Genomic DNA, 18639 nt, shown 5'->3' on the forward strand with positions numbered 1-18639 from the left:
CAGGCTGATCAGCAGGTGCGGGATTTGCGGTGGAAACTGGTCCGTTACCTGGCTGGTGACCTGGATGGTGGTGCGGAGCCGGGTGTCGCCGACGACTGGCTTTCCGGCACGCTGACCGCTGATAGCAAGCTATCTGAAAGCGCGAAGATGTATTGGCGGCGCGTGGCGATTGGCGTAGCGCTGAGTGGTTTGCGGGACGAGGAGGCCATCAATGGGGTGCTGCAAGGTGAGGCGGTTAAGGACGCGCTCAGTGGGGGTTACGGCACCCGCAAATTGGCACCTCGGTTCAAGAGAAGTAATAGATGGGCGGAGGTTGTTCTTGATTCTTTCAGGGAGAAGCTGACACTCGATTTGAACGCTGCGGTGGGTTCTCTGCGGCAGATTTTGGACGATGTGGAGGCGGACACTCGCCTGCGGAGCGACTATGAAATCAGAATCCAGTGGTGGTTGAATATTGGCCGGGCGAATCTCGCAGGGGTCCGTGATCGGGCAGCGGAAGTCGCCGCTGCTGTTCCGAAGTTGCGGGAGCGGGTCGAAGATGACGCGAGCGTGAAATTGCGGGAGCTTCTCGCGGACGGCGAAGCCGGGTTAGCAGTGTTAGAGGATGCTCTCGGTCGAGATCGTGTGGACGACGCGTTGCGTGAGGTAGACCGGTACGTCGAGCAATGGCAGCAGCCATTGCAGCAGCCATTGCGGGTAGCGCTCGCGCATCGGCTGCTGACGAAAGGAATTAGTGAAGAGGTTGAGAGGGAAGCGGACGCTGAGGCGTTTGTGGGGCGACTGCGTCGTTTGACGGTCATGGTGATGGCTGCGAGTGCGGGTGCGGGGCCGGCCCCGAGAGGGGACATGCTGCCGCAGTCTGCTGGCGGTGCGGGCTCGGAGACCGTGGATACGCGGCCGGAGTCTACCGGGGATGTGGTGGGCGACGCGACGATCGATGACACAAGGAGGGTCGTTGACGAGCCGGTAATGGCAGAGTTCTTCGATCCGACGGAACTGCGAGATCTGCGGGCGCGGCTTGGTCGCTTGGGTGAACACGGGGAGCCGTCCGGCGGTCCAATGCCCGCCGGGGCCGGGGATTCCAGTCTCATTGCGGATGGCGGGAGACCGGTTCTGACTGCCGCGACGGTGCCTCCCGGGATGGCGGCTCCGGTGATCGAGCCGACGGGCGGGCCAGGACCAAGCCAGACCGAGACGCCTGAGGCAACGCTGAAGGCGAGGAAAGCAAATGAAAACAAGGGGCGGACCCGTAATAAGGAGGTGCGGCTTGAGGAGATGGGGGAGTTGCGGAGGTCGCTGGAGGGTCTAAAGGCTAGGCAGGCTGAGTTGGCGGGGGTGCCGGCGTCGCTTTTGCGGGCGGATCCGGAGGGGTTGTCGGCGTCGGATGCGGCTAGGCGGAGGGAGTGGGAGTCGGTTCTGCAGGCGGATTTGACGGTGTTGTCAGAGTCCGATAAAGAGAGGCGGACGGAGTGGGAGGCGCTGCAGGAGAGTATCGAGTCGGCGCAGGCGGAGCACCGCAGGCTTGAGGTGAAGGATCGGTTGCGCGACCGGAACGCGGCACGCGTGCGTGAGTATAAGAAGAGGAAGGCTGCGCAGCAGCAGGCTGAGGCATTGTCTGCTGGGGGAGAGGTTTCGTTTGCTGGTGCGTCCGCTGAGGCAAAGGCTGAGCTGAGTGCGTTTATCACTGATGCGGAGGCTGGGTTGCGGCGGATGCGGGATGAGGGGCTGAAAGTTCTCGTGGGCGGGGTGGAGTTTGGTGTAGATGGTCTGGTTGCTGATATGCGGGCTCGTGGGGTGGGAGTGGTTTCTGGGGGTGATGATGGTCTTGTGAATGTGGTGGCTTATTACATGTTGAGTCATCCGGAAGATGTCCGGGGTGTCCAGGGGTTGCAGGAAAGGCTTCATTGGTTGACGGCCGCGGCGCGGTTGGATGAGTGGGCGAGGATCGCTGGTCGTGATGCTGTGGACCGGTTGTTGGCTGATGCGGACGGGATTTTGGGTCCGTTGAGGGTGTCGGAGCGGTTCCGGACTGTGCTGGCGCGCTGGTTGGGTGAGCATCCGGGTAATTGGCGCGGTGCCCAGGCGGAGCGAGCGAAAATGGCCGGTTATCTGGCCGGGGATTCTGGCATTGGCATGGTGGTGAGTGGTTTGACTCCCGAGGCGTTCGAGGCGGTGAGAGCGGACGAGGCGGGTTGGCAGGCGGTTCGTGCTGGGAACCAGGCGGAGGCTGGGGACGTTGCCGTCGAGATGCGTGAGAGTGGTGCGGTTGTGGTGCGTGGGGGTGTTGTTGATCCGGGATTGAGCCTTATTTATCGGGTTAGTTCGGTGAAGCTGATGTTGGCGGATGCTGGTGGGGCGTTGCGGCAGTTGGCCGTCGACCGCGTGGACCGTTTGTATGCTGCCGCGGAGAAGGTCTTGGGGCCCCTTAAGGAGTCGGAGCGATTCCGGGATGTGATGGCACACGCGTTGATGACGCGGGATGATCAGCAGCTGCAACAGTTGATGGAGAATCCGCAGGCTGATCAGCAGGTGCGGGATTTGCGGTGGAAACTGGTCCGTTACCTGGCTGGTGACCTGGATGGTGGTGCGGAGCCGGGTGTCGCCGACGACTGGCTTTCCGGCACGCTGACCGCTGATAGCACGAAATCTGAAGGCGCGGAGATGTATTTGCGACGCGTGGCGATTGGCGTGACGCTGAGTGGTTTGCGGGACGAGGAGGCCATCAATGGGGTGCTGCAAGGTGAGGCGGTTAAGGACGCGCTCGGCGGGGGTTACACCACCCGCAAATTGGCACCTCGGTTCAAGAGATCTAGTAAATGGTGTCTTCTCGTTCTTGATCCTTTCAGGAAGCAGCTGACACTCGATTTGAACGCTGCGGTGGGTTCTCTGCGGCAGATTTTGGACGATGTGGAGGCGGACGCTGGCCTGCGGAGGGAATATGAAGCCAAGATCCAGCGGTGGTTGAATATTGGCCGGGCGACTCTCGCAGGGGTCCGTGATCGGGCAGCGGAAGTCGCCGCTGCTGTTCCGGGGTTGCGGGAGCGGGTCGAAGATGACGCGAGCGTGAAATTGCGGGAGCTTCTCGCGGGCGGCGAAGTCGGGTTAGCAGTGTTGGAGGGTGAACTCGGTCGAGATCGTGTGGGCGACGCGTTGCGTGAGGTAGACCGGTACGTCGAGCAATGGCAGCAGCCATTGCAGCAGCCATTGCGGGAGGCGCTCGCGCATCGGCTGCTGACGAAGGGAATTAGTGACGACGCTGAGAGGAAAGCGGACGCTGAGGCGTTTTTGGGGCGACTGCTTCGTCTGAGTCTCCTGGTGCCGGCTGGCGGGCTGCGAGGGTCGGCTGATGTGAATACATCGACGGGGAATACATCGACGGGCCGTGGCTCGGCTGCGTCGGGAAGACCGCCGGTGCGAGAGCAGTCGTTGGCACCGGATTTGCTGGGGGAGATCGACCGGTTGAGCCAGCAGGTGGGCTGGGCCAGCAAGGACGACGAGGACGCGGCGCGGTTGATTGTGCAGGGCACGCATGGCATCGCGTTGGCTCGTGGTGTTGCTGTTTTGTCGTTGGACGGTGTGGTGGCGTTGGTGGCGGCTAGGTACCGAGAGCTTGGCCGGGATCGCTGGGACGAGGTTGTGGAGTTTTCCCGGGCGCTGGCGGACGGGCTGGGTACGCAGGGCAGTGGGCTGGGCATCGGGGCCGGAGCGGGACCGGAGGAGTCGGGCGGGCCGGGACTAGGCCCGATCGAGGAGGCGCGCCTTGAGGGGTTGGAGGCGTCGGTGGCGCGGCTTGTTGCTCGGAGGGTGCAGAAGTTGCGGGGGGAGCTGGATCAGCTTCAGGCTCGGCAGGCGGAGTTGGAGGCGTTGACGGTGGGGCAATCGCACTCGATTCTGCCGATGGATCGGGCTGCGTTGCTGGGCTTTCCGGGTTTGCGGCGTGAGTGGGAGGGGCTGCCGGAGCGTATCGAGGCCGTGAAGGCGAAGTTGGCCGCGATTGGGCGTGCACAGGCCGGCGAAGGCGGAGGTGTGTCTGGGGAGGGGCAAGCTGCGGCATTGTCAGCGGGGATGATGGCGTCGTCCGTTTTGGACGATCACACAGTTGGACGGTCAGGGGAGTCTGCGGCGGCAGCCAAGCTGAGTGTGTGGGTCAGTAACGCGAACGCTGGGCTGGAGAGGATGCGCCGGCAGGGGCTGCCAGGGGAGACGCTGTCAATAGACGGCGTGTTGGCTGACGTGCAGGCGCGTATGGGGCCTCTCATAGGCGATGAGGGTATCCGGAATGTGGTGGCGTACCACGTGCTGAGTCATCTGGGGGATGTGGAGGGCACCAAGAATTTCCTTCGAGAATTCTATGGGGTGGTCTGGCGCGAGCGACACGAGCGGGCCGTGAGGAAGTTGGGCGAGTGGCGCGAGGTCGCTGGTCCTGATCCTGACCGGTTGAAGGCTCGTGCGGACGGGATTTTGGGGCCGCTGAAGGTGTCGGAGCGGTTCCGGGATGTGCTGGCGCACTGGTTGGGTGAGCATCCGGGTGACTGGCGCGGTGCTCAGGCGGTGCGAGTGGAACTGGCCGATTACCTGAGCGGTGACCCTGACATCGGCGTGGCGGCGAGTGGGTTGACACGCGGCGTATTCGAGAAAGCGAAAGCGAACGAGGAGTTTTATTCTCAGAGCTCGCTAAAACAGGAGGTCGCGGATGCCGGTCAGGCCCTGCGGCAGTTGGCCGTCGACCGCGTGGACCGTTTGTATGCTTCGGCGAAGAAGGTCCTGGGACCCCTTTACGAATCGAAGCCCTTCCGGGATGTGATGGCACACGCGTTGATGACGCGGGATGATCAGCCGCTGCAACAGTTGATGGAGAATCCGCGGGCTGATCAGCAGGTGCAGGAGTTGCGGTGGAAACTGGTCCGTTATCTGGCTGGTGACCTGAGCGGCGGTGCGGACACGAAGGCTGCCGATGACTTGCTTTCCGCCATGGTGGACCCGAAGCTTGGAGACAATGTTTCTGCTGGGAACGAGATTAATTTTCTGCGCGTGGCGGTTGGCGAGGCGCTTAGTGGTTTGCGGGGCAAAGAAGCTGTCGAAACCATGTTGCGAAACGAGGCGATCGAGGAAGCGCTTCACGGGGATTACGACTCGGGACAATTGGGGGCTATGTTCAGTAGAAGGATTACATGGGACACGGAAATTCGTAGTGCTGCCAAGAAGAAGCTGATCTCCGATTTGAAAGCTAAGGAGGATTCCCTGCGGCAGATTTTGGTGGACGTGGAGGCGAGCACTGAACTGCGGAACGAATATGACGTCCATATCGCCCGGTGGATGAATATCAACAATCGGACGTATCTCAAAACGGTCCGCAGCCGGGTAGCGGAAGCTAACGATGATTTTCAGCGGTTTCGGGGGCGGCTCCGAAATGACGCGATACGGAAAAAGAAGGAGATTTTCGACGCGGCAGAGAGCGGGTTACAGCACTGGGAAGATCGGCACGGTCGAGATCCTGTGGTCCGCGCGTTGGATGAAGCAGACCGGTACGTCGGGGGAATGCGGGATGACCAATTGCGGAAAGCGGTCGCGTATCGGCTGATGACGAATGGAATTAGTGAAGAGGCTGAGAGGAAAGCGGACGCTGAGGCGTTTTTCGGGCGTCTGCGTCGTCTGAGTCTCCTGGCGGTGGCTGTGAGTGCGGGCGCGGGGCCGGCCCAGGGTGGGGACATGCGGTCCACTGGCGATCCGGTGCCGGAGACCGTTGAGGACACGCGGTCGGAGTCCGCTGAGGCTGTGGTGGGTGATGCGGCGATCGATGACGCCGAGAGCGACTTCGATGAGGAGGAGTTCGAAGAGACGGTACGGCCAGGGTTGGTGAAGCGGCTCGAGGCTTTGCGTGGAGACAGGGAGCCGTCCGGGGGCACGATGCCCGCTGCGGAGTCTGCTGTGGACGGTGGTGCTGCTGTTTCGGCGGAGGGGGACGTTGCCGCGCGGGATCAGGATGGTGTCGCTGTCGGTGTGACGGACGGGCGGCGGGCCGAAGGTGAAGCCGTCGAGCGGACCGTGCCATCCCGTACGCCGGATGAGTTCGAGGGTCGGTGGGCTGATTATTTGGCTCGCGGGGAAAGGTTTGATGATCAGGTCATAGGGCTGGTGAACGCGGCGGCGGAGCAGAAGATGGGTGGGCGTCCGGAGAGGGTTGCGGGGCGGGGCCCGTTGGTTGACGAGCAGGTGAAGCTGTGGGACTCGGTGCAAAATGCGGTGAGTCGGGAGATCGCGCGTCGGGTCGACGCTAACGGTGTGGTTACGGCGCTTCGTGATGATTTTGGTGCGTTGCTAGATCCTGGGCTTGATTCCGGCGAAATGGCTGAGCGGATCGATGCCGCGATGGTGAAGTGGGTGGAGCGGATCGGCGAGGCCGCGGATCGAGTGGAGCAGTGGGAGGCATCTGCCGGTGCGGCATCGGTAGCGACCGTCCACGAGTTTGCGGAGTCGATGGTGTCTCTGTTGCCGCAGACGAGACCGGACACCATGCCTGACGAGGTGCACCAGTTCTTCCACGACGGGCTTCGAACGATGGTGACCGACCTGCTGGCGGGTGGCGGGGAGGCGCGGGAAATCGCGCGTGGCCGGGATCTTGACGGTTTGATCAATGAGCTTCGTGGCGATTTTGTCGCGATGCTCGATTTCGATGAAGTAGCTGCGCGGGGCGATGCCGCGTTGGAGCAGTGGGCGGAGCGGATCGGCGAGGCCGCGGATCGAGTGGAGCAGTGGAAGGCGTCCACTGACCCGGCATCGGTGACGGCCGTCCACGAGTTGGCGGAGGCGATGGTGGGGCCGTTGCCGCCGGCGATTCCGGGCACGGCGGATGAAGAGACGCAGCAGTTCTTCCACGACGGCATTCGTGCCATGCTGGCCGATCAGCTGGCGGGTGGCGTGGCGCGCCGTGATGCGTGGGAGCAGTTGGCGGAGGTACGTGAACGCGCCGAGGAATTGCGCACCCACACCCGGTACGGGGAGGTGGGGGTGCCGGATGACGAGGGTTATCTGACGCCGTGGTCGGCCGTGCTGCAGCGGATCGGCGACACCGACGGGATGAACCTCATCCAGAGTTTCCAGCAGAACTGGAACGCCAGGCTCCCGGACAGGGATTATGCGGCGTTCTACGAGCTGGAGGGCGCGAATCGCCAGGATGACCGGAATTATATGCGGCAGACGACTCGTGCGATCTTGGAGAGCCTGCCGCTGAGCGAGTTGCTTGACGGTCCGGCGCGCGGTGTTGGGGAATTGGCGCCGGAGGTGGAGGGGCTGTATCGGCGTGTGGAGGTTGCGGTAACGGATCGGCTGATTTATGGCATTGCTGAGCCCAACGTCGCTGCCCGGGAAGCTCAGCGTGTCGCCGAAGAATTGTTGACCGGCACAGAGTACATGGCTGGCCTTGTCGACGTGGTGGATCTGTTGCGGGAGCAGCAGACTCTCCCGCCGCCGTATGTGGATGCGCCGCCGTACACCGACGACCCGGCTGGTGATCAGGCGATTGATGTCGGTCCTGATGGTGAGGGGGACAGGGGCGGCCCTGTCGAGCAGCAGTCGCCGGAGGATCTCGTTCGGGATCTTGCTCAGTCCGCAGATCGGCTGGCGGAGTTTCCGCAGGCGGAGGCAGAGCAGTTGCGATTGCGGATGTTGCGTTGGGTGCAGCCCCCGCAAGGGTCGACCAACGCCCAGCTCAATACGGCGCTACCGGTGTATGAGATGGTGCTGAGCGCGTTGGCGTTCCACGCTGCGCAGAGAAATGGCACGTTGGCCGCGCAGCGGTTGGCGGAGTCACTGGATCTGGAGCTGCTGGCGCCTATTGGGCGGGAGTTGGCGAATCGCCCTCAGACGGAGGATGCCGCGTCCCGTTCATTGCGGGAGCTTTTCGCGAACGCGAGGGCGGACACTGTGCGGGACGTGGACCCCCATACCCGGGAGGTGAATGACGCACTCGCGGGGAATGATGGTGGTTCCACGGGTTATGTCGATGGCCGGTCGAGCCCAGCGGCTGGTGTCAGGCCAGGTCCGGATTCCAAGGATTTGAGTTCGACCAAGAATGTTGGTTGGGATGCCGGGACGGCCGAGAAGAGTAGTCCGGAGCCCAACGACGGGAGCGACTCTCGGCTGACGACTAGCGACTCTGTCAGCGGTGATGGTGTCCAGTCGTTGGACGGCGACGACGGCGAGGTACCGGCTGTTCAGGACGACGCCCCGAGGGCTCCTGCTCGGGATGCCGGGCCGGGCCGTGGCGAGCGTAATGAAAGCTCGAGTCGGGAAAGTCGGTCCGAGGATCAAGTATCCGCGTCCAGTGTGGACAGTGGGACGAACCCTGATCCGCTGGTGCAGAGCTTGCAGGTTGCGCGGACTGAGTTGGCGGAGGCTGACTCGGACAGGCGGGCCGAGGCGTTTGCTAACGCGGACAGCATTTTGGGCCAGACGCCTCGGGAGTACCAGCCGGCTCGGGAGCTGATGGCGCACCATTTCCTGAGGTTCCCGAATGGAGAGGCTGCGGAGCGACGGCTTGAACAGCTGCAGCTCCAAATGAGCCAGCTGATGCGCATCCGTGCGGGCGCGGGTCCGGGGCAAGGTGTGGTTCCGGGACCGGAGGTGCCTACAGCGGGAGTGTCGGGATCTTCGTCTGATGCTGTGCCGCGCTTTGCGGGGGAAGCACAGCAGGCCCGGAGGATCGGGCGGACGGTCAGGCCAGGACCAAGCCGGACCGAGAACAGTGCCCGCAATAGGGCGGTGCGGCATGGGCGGATGGATCAGTTGCGGACGTCGCTGGAGAAGCTGAAGGCTAGCCAGGCTGAGTTGGCGGGGGTGCCGGCGTCGGTGTTGCAGGCGGATCCGGATGAGTTGTCGGCCTCGGCTGCGGCTAGTCGGACGGAGTGGGAGTCGGTTCTGCAGGCGGACTTCGCGGCGTTGCCGGAGTCCGATAAAAACAGGCGGACGGAGTGGGAAGCGCTGCAGAGGCGTATCGCGCTGGCGCAAAAGGAGTTGGGCGGGCTTGAGGAGGAGGATAAGCGGTTGCGCAAACAGAACGCGGCGGTCATGCGTACGTATAGGAAGAGGCGGGCCGCGAGGCGGCGGGCTGCGGAATTTTCTGCTGGTGGTGGGGCTTCGTTTGCTGGTGAGCCCGCTGATGCGGCGGCTGAGCTGGGTGCGTTTATCGCTGATGCGGAGGCTGGGTTGCAGAGGATGCGGGATGAGGGGCGGCACGTTCTGGTAGGCGGGGTGGAGTTTGGTGTAGACGGTCTGATTGCTGATATGCGGGCGGGTGAGGTGGGAGTAGTTTTTGGGGGCGATGACCGTCTCCTGAATGTGGTGGCTCATTACAAGTTGAATCATCCGGAAGATGTCCAGGGCGCTCGGGAGTTGCGGGAACGGCTTCGTGGGTTGACGGCAGTGGCGCAGTTGGATGAGTGGGCGGGGATCGCTGGTCGTGAGGCTGTGGGCCGGTTGTTGGCTGATGCGGACGGGATTTTGGGGCCGTTGAAGGAGTCGGAGCGGTTCCGGACGATGCTGGCGCACTGGTTGAGCGAGCATCTGGATGACTGGCACGGTGCCCAGGCGGTGCGCGTGGAAATGGCCGCTTATCTGGCCGGGGACCCTGACATTGGCATGGCGGTGAGTGGTCTGGATCGCGACGCGTTCGAGAAGATGAGGGCGGAAGAGGCGAGTTGGCAGGAGGCTCGTGCTGGGAACCAGGCGGAGGCTGGGGCCGTTACCGTCGCCATGCGTGAGGGCGTCACCGTCGCGATGCGTGGGGACGTTGTTGATCCGGGACTGAGCCTTATTTATCGGGTCAGTTCGGCAAAGCGGACGTTCGCGGATGCTGGCAGGGCGTTGCGGCAGTTGGCTACCCAGGAAGAAGGTGGTCAACGTGTGGTGGATGGTTTGGACGCTACCGCGGCCGAGGTCTTGGGGCCCCTTAAGGCGTCGCAGCCGTTCCGGGATGTGATGGCACACGAGTTGAGGACGAACTCGCCGGATAGTCAGCAGGTGCTGGATTTGCGGTGGAAACTGGTCCGTTACCTGGCTGGTGACCCGGATGGCGGTGCGAAGCCGAGTGCTGCCGACGGCTGGATTTCCGCCACGCTGACCGCGACTGAAAACAAGCATATTTCTCATCGGCGCGTGGCGATTGGCAAGGCGCTGAGTGGCCTGCGGGACGAGGATACCGTCAAACGGGACGAGGATACCGTCAAACGGGACGAGGATACCGTCATAAAGGTGCTGCGAGTTGAGGCACTTGAGGAAGCGCGCCGCAAGGATTACAAAACCCGCGATTTTGCAGATCTGTTCAAGAGACACCAGAGCTGGGCTAAGGAAATTCTTGAAAATGTCAGGGAGCAGCTGACGCCCGATTTGCGCGCTGCGGTGGGTTCTCTGCGGCAGATTTTGGCGGATGTGGAAGCAAGTACTGACCTGCGGAAAAAGTATGAAGCCAAGATCCAGAAATGGTCGAATATTGATCGGAAGTCTGTCGCAGTAATCCGTGATCGGATAGGGGAAGTCGCTGCTGCTGTTCCGGAGTTGCAGGAGGAGGTCCGAAATGACGCGAGAGGGAAATTGCGAGAGCTTCTCGCGGCGGAGAACAACGGGTTAGTACAGTTGAAGGTTCAACTCGGTGAACAACTTGTGGTCCGCGCGCAGGGCGACGTAGACCGGTACCTCGAGCTCAAGCCAGTGGAGGAGCCATGGCGAGATGCGCTCGCGCATCGGCTGTTGACGGATGGAGTCGGAGCGGATGAGAAGATAGCGAATGCTCAGGCGTTTTTGGAGCGACTGCGTCGTTTGACGGTCATGGTGATGGCCGTGCGGGCGGGTGCGGGGCCAGCCCCGGATGGGGACATGCTGCCGCAGTCCGCTGGCGGTGCGGGGTCGGAGACCGTGGAGGCTACGCGGTCGGAGTCCACCGGGGATGTGGCGGGTGCCATCGAGAGCGGTGGTGGTTCGGCTGCGGGGACGTTCGGGCTGCGGAGTCAGGGGTCCGTGGAGGGGTTCGACCAGGAGACCGACCCCGCCTGGTTTGCCGATATCACCTTTGGCAGTGGTGATCGTGCCCGGTCGTTGGACGCCGAGCCGGCCCCTGGCACACCCACTGACGATGCGCGTGTGGGTGATGCGGCGACCGATGACGCGGAGAGCGACTTCGATGAGGCCGAGCTCGAGAAGATGCGGGATGAGTCGCTGGAGCGGCTTGAACGCTTGCGCGAAAACGGGGAGACATCCGAGAGCTCAATGCCCGCCACGGGGTCTGTTGTGGACGGTGATGGCGTCTCCACTGAGGAGAACCGTTCGCGACGCAAGGCCTTGCCTGGTGTGGGGACGAACCAGGACTACTCCGCTGACGGTGGTGCCCGATCGATCGGGAGCGGCTCGGATACCCGTTCGGATCGCAACGGGTCGATGGGCTCGGCGCAGCAGATCGCCCAGACGGTCGGAGCAGATCAGGTCGTCCAGGCCGTGCGGGGATTGGTGCCCGAGGACACCGATCCGGACGACTTCGAGTCGGTGGAGCATGCCGTGCTGAACAAGATCGGCAGCTTGCGTGGTGAGGGCAAGGTGTTCGAAGTCGGCGGTGTGTCGGTGCGGGTGCAGGCGGCCAGGTTCGACTGGGGCCGCAGCGAAGCCGCGGAAGGAAAAGCCACCGGGCAGTCGGCCACCTCGACCGCCGGTCACAAGGCGAGCACGACGACTGCGTCCAGCCATCGGCCGAGATACCAGCAGCTCTTCTTCGTGCCCGCCGTGCCTGGAATTTTCGCTCTGGGCCTCGTCGACCTGCCAACTGGCCTGGCCTCGAACCGCGTCACGAGCCACGCCGAAACGCACAGCCAGTCGATGCGCATCTCGCTGCCGGAGCGTGCAACCCCGGGCAGTGACAGTGAATACGCCGGCGCGCAGCCGGTGTATGTGCCGGTGACGTTCCGGGTTTCCCGGGTTGACAGGGACGGGCACGACATTGGTCCTGTCGCGATCGTCGGTGGGCGCGATCATCCTGACGCCGACCCGGTCGGCACCACGTTGAGCGTGCCCACGGGATTGCGGCCGATCGCGCGTGAACGCGCTGTACCGATGCCGAATGAGCTGCCTGCTTCGGTGTTGGAGGACGCTACGGTCAGGCAGTCGACGCGCGGTCTGTATCAGGGCAAACCCTTGCGGACGAAGACGAAGTCCGAGGAGCCGCCGACCATCTACGACCAGGTGGCCGCCCAGCTTGGGTCGCTGGACAAGGACTCGCGGAAAGCCCTGCGGGAGTTCCTGGGTCAGGACAATGTCAAACGGATGTTGCCGGACATGCGGGTGAGTGAGAAAGCGGCAGCCGCCGGTCGGGGCTGGGTTACGTTGGAGACGCCGCTGCGTTCGAGTAACCCGTTCAAGCGCCTGCTGTCGAGCCGCACCCAAAGTGTGCAGATGCGGGCCGTCGCCCGGCAAGTCGGCTATCTCGAGACGATCGACGACGCACTGGCGGAGTCGGCCTCCGATGCCGGCACTGAAGCGCTGAACGTTCACGGTTCGGGGCGCAAGGGTGAGGTCTCGGGAGCCGTCGGGCCCGCCGTGGATGTCGGGTTGCTCACCGCAGCCGCAGGCCCCTTTGTCATGGGTGGTGGCGGCCACAGCCGTGACCAGGAGTCCAAGACCTCGTCGAAGGTCGGCGAGACCGCTGCCCGCAAGGTCCAGATCGTTCGCTACCGCACTGCGTATGACTGGGAGATCCGCACGAACGGTGGGGCCCCGATGACGTTCGCCGACGCCATCGACGGCTTGCACTGGACGCCGTCGGAGTTCGCCCGGGCGGCCGGGCTCGTGAGCGAGGACGGCCAGCCGCACCCGAATCGCGTGGCCGGCATTACCCGCGCGGCGCTGGAGGCCAGTGGTGCGGGCGCGAAGCTCGCCAGGATCCTTCGCGATACGGCGCATAAGATCCCAGACCATCACCGGTGGTCGTTTTGGCGGAACACTGATCTCGTCATCGATTTCGACAATCCCAAGCTGGCCAAGGGAATCTCGAGCAATGCCAGCGAGCAGTTGGCGCGCGGTAACCAGATCGACAGTTTGCTCTCGGGCAACACGTTGTCGTCCCCGAGTGTGGTCGAGGAAATGCTCACCGATCAGGCCGCGTCGATCGAGATGGTCGAGCACGGTCGGGGACACGACTATCACGTATCGCTGAAGGTGGCAGCGGAGGTGCTCGACGTCCGGGATATGGACGTCGAGGAGGCGGATGCTGGGGTGACGATTGCCGAATCGGAGTCCGCCAAGCACAGCAGGAGCGTGTCGTGGAAGGCCGGGGCAGGTTTCGTGGCCCGCGTCTACTCGACGGTGGCTGGCCAAATGTCCCTTGTCACCAGCTACCACAAGTTCGGTTTCGAGCGGAGCAAGTCCTCCCGCATTGGGGAGGGCACCGTGCTGTCCTTCGGCGGCAATCGGGGCAAGGAGCCGGCCGCCACCGGTGGAGTGGGCAAGGAACCCCGCAAACGGGTGGCCTTCCGGGTGCGGTACACGGTGTCGGGCACGCACTGGCAGGAATGGAACCAGCTGGCCAAGGGCCTGTCGATCGGCCGGCCGGGGATGCACACGCCGACGGAAAATCAATTGCCAATTGTGGACACCTTGGCCCAGAAGGAGGATCGGGATCCGGGTGTCGTGGCCACCGACATCGTCGTCGAACTCCCCGCGTGGCAGGCCGATCAGCTCAAAGCCGAGTTGAAGAAACTGCGCGATGCTGCCGTCGAACCCGTCGACCACACCGTGGTTACCTACGACGACAAGACGATGCGGCAGGGACTTTCCCGGGTCTACGACGGTACGCAGGTCGTATCAGCGCATGGTCTCAAACACCTTCGGGAATCGGCGTTCCGGCAGCTCAGGGAACTCTCTGGACACTCGGTCTGGGAACTCGCCGAGAATGCGGACCTGGTCAATAGCGGGATCTCGCTGGCAGAGGTGCGTGGGACTCCGCGCTCCGCAGGCAAGAAGTTCCGGATTCACGGGCTGAAGACGACGAAGCGCCGCCAGGAGCAGCATGCCGTGGTCGAGTATTCGCGCATGATGCTGAACCCCACGCCGGTGCGGGATAGTGACGGTAATCCGGTCAAGATCTGGGAGCAGCCGACGCGGTCGGTGACCGGTGAGCGCACCACCGAAAGCAGCAAGACCGGCACCTTCTCCTGGTTCAACTCCATCGAGCCGTTGATGGCCGCGGTGGATGAGAACACCGGCGTCGTGGCCGGTACGGTCATCGAAGAAGTGGCCCCGGGGAAGGGCAGCTATCTCCGCAAGCGGGGACATGAGATCGACACCAGCCACTCCCGGTCGGAGAAGGGCAAACCGCGCGAACGTCACCTGGTCACGGTGGATGTCGTGAATACCGTCGGCGTCGAGGTAAAGACCATTGGCAAGATCGACCGAATGGGGTTGTTCAAGGGCAAGCCGCCCGTCCGCTCCGCCGAGCGGTTCACGCTGCCTCAGTCGAAGACGGTTTTGGTCGACGACCGGCAGTTGCAGGAGATGATGACCAGGACGGCCGAGTTCGAGGCGCAGCGGGCACTCGAAGCCGAACAGAAGGAACCCGGGGTTTCCGTCAAACCGCTCGACTCGCCCATGAACGTGGCGCCGGTGCCCGACGGGCACACGCTGGCCACCCCGTCCTGGAGCCGAGGGGTCACCGAACCGGTGGATTTGAGTGGCCAGATTCGGTTGCTGCGCCGGCAGATTTCCGAGCGACTGGGCCCCGACGCGGCCGAGGCGCTGTTGCCGGTTTCCCCGCAGGGCAGCCCCCTCGGTAACGACCGCTCGGCCGAGCATTTCCTGTCCAACGTGCAGGCCAAGCTCGGCGACCTCGAGAACGGGGGAGCCAGCACACAACTGCGGTGGGGAGGCAGGTGGAAGGGGCATACCTACGAACTCCACGTGGGGGCCGAACTTCTGGGTGCGCCGGAGGCGGAAGGGATCAAGCACGGCGAACTTGCGACGTCCAGCGCGGCGTCCATCGTCGCCAACAAGATCCGCAGCGCCACCTGGGTTGTCCTTGAGTTCATGACGGGCGGGATCCCGAACGCCGTGTTGCACGGCCCGGATTCTTCGGGTGGAGCCGGTCCAGTGGGCAGCGAATCGATGCCGCAGCACGGGCCGTCCTACGGCAGGCTGGGTCTGGGATTGATCCACGTCGCCGAGTGGTTGAAGCAGGTCCGTGGCCGCACGCAGACCGAGGCCACGAGTTTCACGAACTCCGAGAAGGTTGCAGGTGCGCTGGCTTCGCACCGCGCCGACGTGCTGTTCGACGTGCGCATCGAGCGCGACGGGGAACGGATCGCCGCGGCCCCGGACGTTCGCACCGTTGGGGTGAGCACGGCGGTCGAGGACACCCTGCCCGCGGACCTGGCCCAGCGGTCCCGCGCGGCGGAGATCACCGATCTGACGGCATCGCAGGCAACGGACGAGGCCATCCAGCGCTGGAAGACCGACGACGCCGAGGTTCTGCCCGGTGCCAGCGAGTTCCGGGCGGTGGAGTTCCGCGGGCTCGTCGAGGACCTGGTCGCCGCCGCCGAGCGGACGATCACTTCCGCCGGGGGCTCGGTGACCGCGGAGGCGCGCCGGAGCTTGCGGGCGTGGTTCACCCCGCACCGCTTGGAGGCGTTGCTCAAGCGCTTCGCGGATCTGGATGCGAAGTCTGTGTCGGTCCAGCTGCCGCCCGGGCTGGGCGTGAACCTGGACCTGTACCTCAAGATTCCGGATCGGGGCGCGCTCGCGTCGACGAGCGGACGAATCAAACTGGATGGCTCGGAGCCGAACAGCCATTCGGCCGACGAGAAGGAGCGCGGCTCGGGCAGTGGCCATGCCGTGGCCGTCGCACCGTTTTTCGCCGGGGGTGTGTCGCATCCTGAGGGGGCGAAGACCTACGAGGAAGGCCGGCACGCGTTCGGCCAGGCGGGTGACTGGAATATGCCGCTCATTTCCCGTGGTGGGCACGAATCCGGAAGTGAACACCAAGAGGGATCCGGGACGAACTACGAACCGAATCCCACGAAGAGTGCGGACTCTCCGCTGAAGGACATCACCAGCACCTGGTTGCACGGCGCGGAGTTCCGCATGGTCGCCACACCCGCGGAACACAGCATCGGCAAGCGGCGAGCGGCTGTCAGTGCCACGTTCGAGTCCGGTTACGTGATCCGCCGCAGCGACCGCGGCAATGAGCTGCCGGACGAGCTGGTGGCCGCCACGAGGAATTTCGCCGAACGGGACCAGGAGTGGACCTCCGCGAGCGACCAGCAGCGCGTCGCGCATTTCACCCTGTCGCAGGCCACGCAAGCCGCACAACGGGCGGATCGCGAGGAGCTGGAGGAAGCCGAAGCTCGCAAGCAGGCGGATCGCGAGGAGCTGCTGGCAGCTGAGGCTCGCAAGCAGGCGGCGGAGCAGGCTCGGGACGAAGCGGACACGCGTACACAGATCGCGGAACGCAAGTGGTGGCAGGCCAAGCAGCACTACGAGACCCAACTCGCCCACGCCCGCACCGATGATCCCGCGCTGGCGGGTGCCCCAAGCGACGCGAGCGTGACCATCCGCAAGGATGCCCAGGGGCGGCTGCAGGACCGCTACGCCATGTTCCCGGTGGCGAAAAAGGCCGTCGATGCGAAGCGGGAGGGCCGCCAGCCCCGCGCCCGCTACGTCGTGCGCGGCGATCTCGACAGAAGAGCCGATGGCGCATCGCAAGCCGCGCGCGATTTCTCCCTGGTCACACGCGACCTGGAAGGCATGCTTGACCTCGCGCAGAAGGACCGCCCCAAGGGGGCCCGTCTCAAGGCCGACGAAGCCGGACTGATCGCACAACCGCAGTTCCTGCACGCTGAAGGGCCGACGCGGGTGGAGATCTGGATCGAGCCGGGACCGCTCGTGCGCGATCCCGCGGCATCCGAGCTCAGTCCGGACGGCCTTGGGTGGACCCATGAGGACTTGCGGAGCGAGGCGGAACGGTCGAGGCAGGTCTTCAGCGATCTGAGTGCGCTCGAGCAGGAGTCGTTGCGGTGGCAGGCAGAGGGGATCCTGGCGAGGGACCACGCTTTCAGCGCCCTGGACGGCCGGACCGCAAATGAGCTTCTGGCGTTGCGCAACGACATGGCGGCGGTGTTGGCGCGGCCGCTGGCACAGGACAACGAGCGGCTGGCCGAGGAGCTGTCGCGGAACCTGGCGCAAGAATTCCACACCGCTCGGAGCACGTCGTTGCGCCCGAGCCCGAAATCGGATATGGCCAAGACGGTCCGGACGCCGGACAACGGTCTTGCTGAGGACCGGCCGGGGCCGTCCCGCGCAGCGGCGAAACCGGGGCTGGATGACGCGCGACGGCGCCTGCCCCGGCCCGGTGAGAGGCAGGCCGGTGAGGGTGCCTCCATCGCGACGGACTCTCCTGCGGACGGTGATCCAGTACGTAGTGCGTCGGCTTCGGTCAATGAGCAAGCGTTCAACGACCCGGAGGTGGAACCGGAGAGGCCGGTGGTGTTGCCGTCCGAGGGTTCCGGGCTGCGGCGTGAGGGCTGGGGGGCTGGGCTGCCGGCCGAAGTGACAGGTCCGAAGCGTCAGCCTGCGAAGAGGAGGACGCAGGAGGAGAAGGTTGGCGAGAGCTCTTCCGCGGCGTCGAAGCGGCGGTGGGTGGAAGGACCCGCTGCTGGGGTTGATTCCGGGCGTCCGGGTGGCGGGGGCGGTGAATCGGCGCCGACCGATCAGGCAGCACAGGATGAGAAGAAGGCGCAACAGAAGCAGAAAAGGAGGAAATGGGACGCGGATCTGCGGCGGGCGCAGAAGGACGCCGCCGCCGCGGTTCCGAAGTTGGAGGAGTCGCAGCGGCGGGGGGAGTTGGATTCGGTTGAGGAGAAGGCTCTTGAGCAGCTCCGGCTGAAGGCGCAAAAGCATGAGGAAGTGAAGAAAAGGAAGGCGGATTGGCGGCGGGAAATTAAGGACGCCGCCGCCGCGGTTCCGAAGTTGGAGGAGTCGCAGCGGCAGGGGGAGTTGGATTCGGTTGAGGAGAAGGCTCTTGAGCAGCTCCGGCTGAAGGCGAAAAGGTATGAGAAGCATAAGAAACAGACTGTGGCTCGTCAGCGGGAAATTAAGGACGCCGCCGCCACTGCGCTTGAGGAGTTGAGGGAGTTGAAGAGGCAGGGGACGCTGCCTTCGTGGCGGCTGCCCGAGCTCGAATTGCGGGAGGAAATTAAAAGGTACGAAGACGAGGCAAATAAACTGGCGCCCCCGTTGTCGAGGAAGAGAAAGAAGACTGAGGAAAGCAGGGGTGAAATCAAGACGTTGGAGGCGTCGGGGCTGCTGACCGATGCTGATCAGGACCGCCTGCGTACGTTGCAGGGCGAGGTGGATGCCTGGGATCAGTCTCGGCAGAAGTTGCAGGAGGTGAGGGACAGGCTGGCGGAAAAGAGAAATGAGCTGAAGTCGGTGCTGGCCCGGGAGGAGGCTGGGTCGGCGCGGATTGCGGATGTGGGGGCGAGTGGGCAGCAGGATGCGACGGTGCCGGGTGCGGTGTTGGGGGAGCTTGGGGACGACGCCGATGCGAATGCGTGGCTTACTGGCGCGGATTTTTTGGATGTGGCGCGGGGTGGGGGTTCGGCGGAGCAGGGT

General features: G+C 64.1%; 1 pseudogene. It reads left to right on the forward strand.

Annotated features, from left to right (window positions below):
- A pseudogene (locus tag E1288_RS47645) lies at positions 1 to 18639 on the forward strand (hypothetical protein); the annotation flags it as partial.

Origin of the sequence: Saccharopolyspora elongata (assembly GCF_004348985.1) — a bacterium.
In the GTDB taxonomy this organism is placed as follows: Bacteria; Actinomycetota; Actinomycetes; order Mycobacteriales; family Pseudonocardiaceae; genus Saccharopolyspora; species Saccharopolyspora elongata.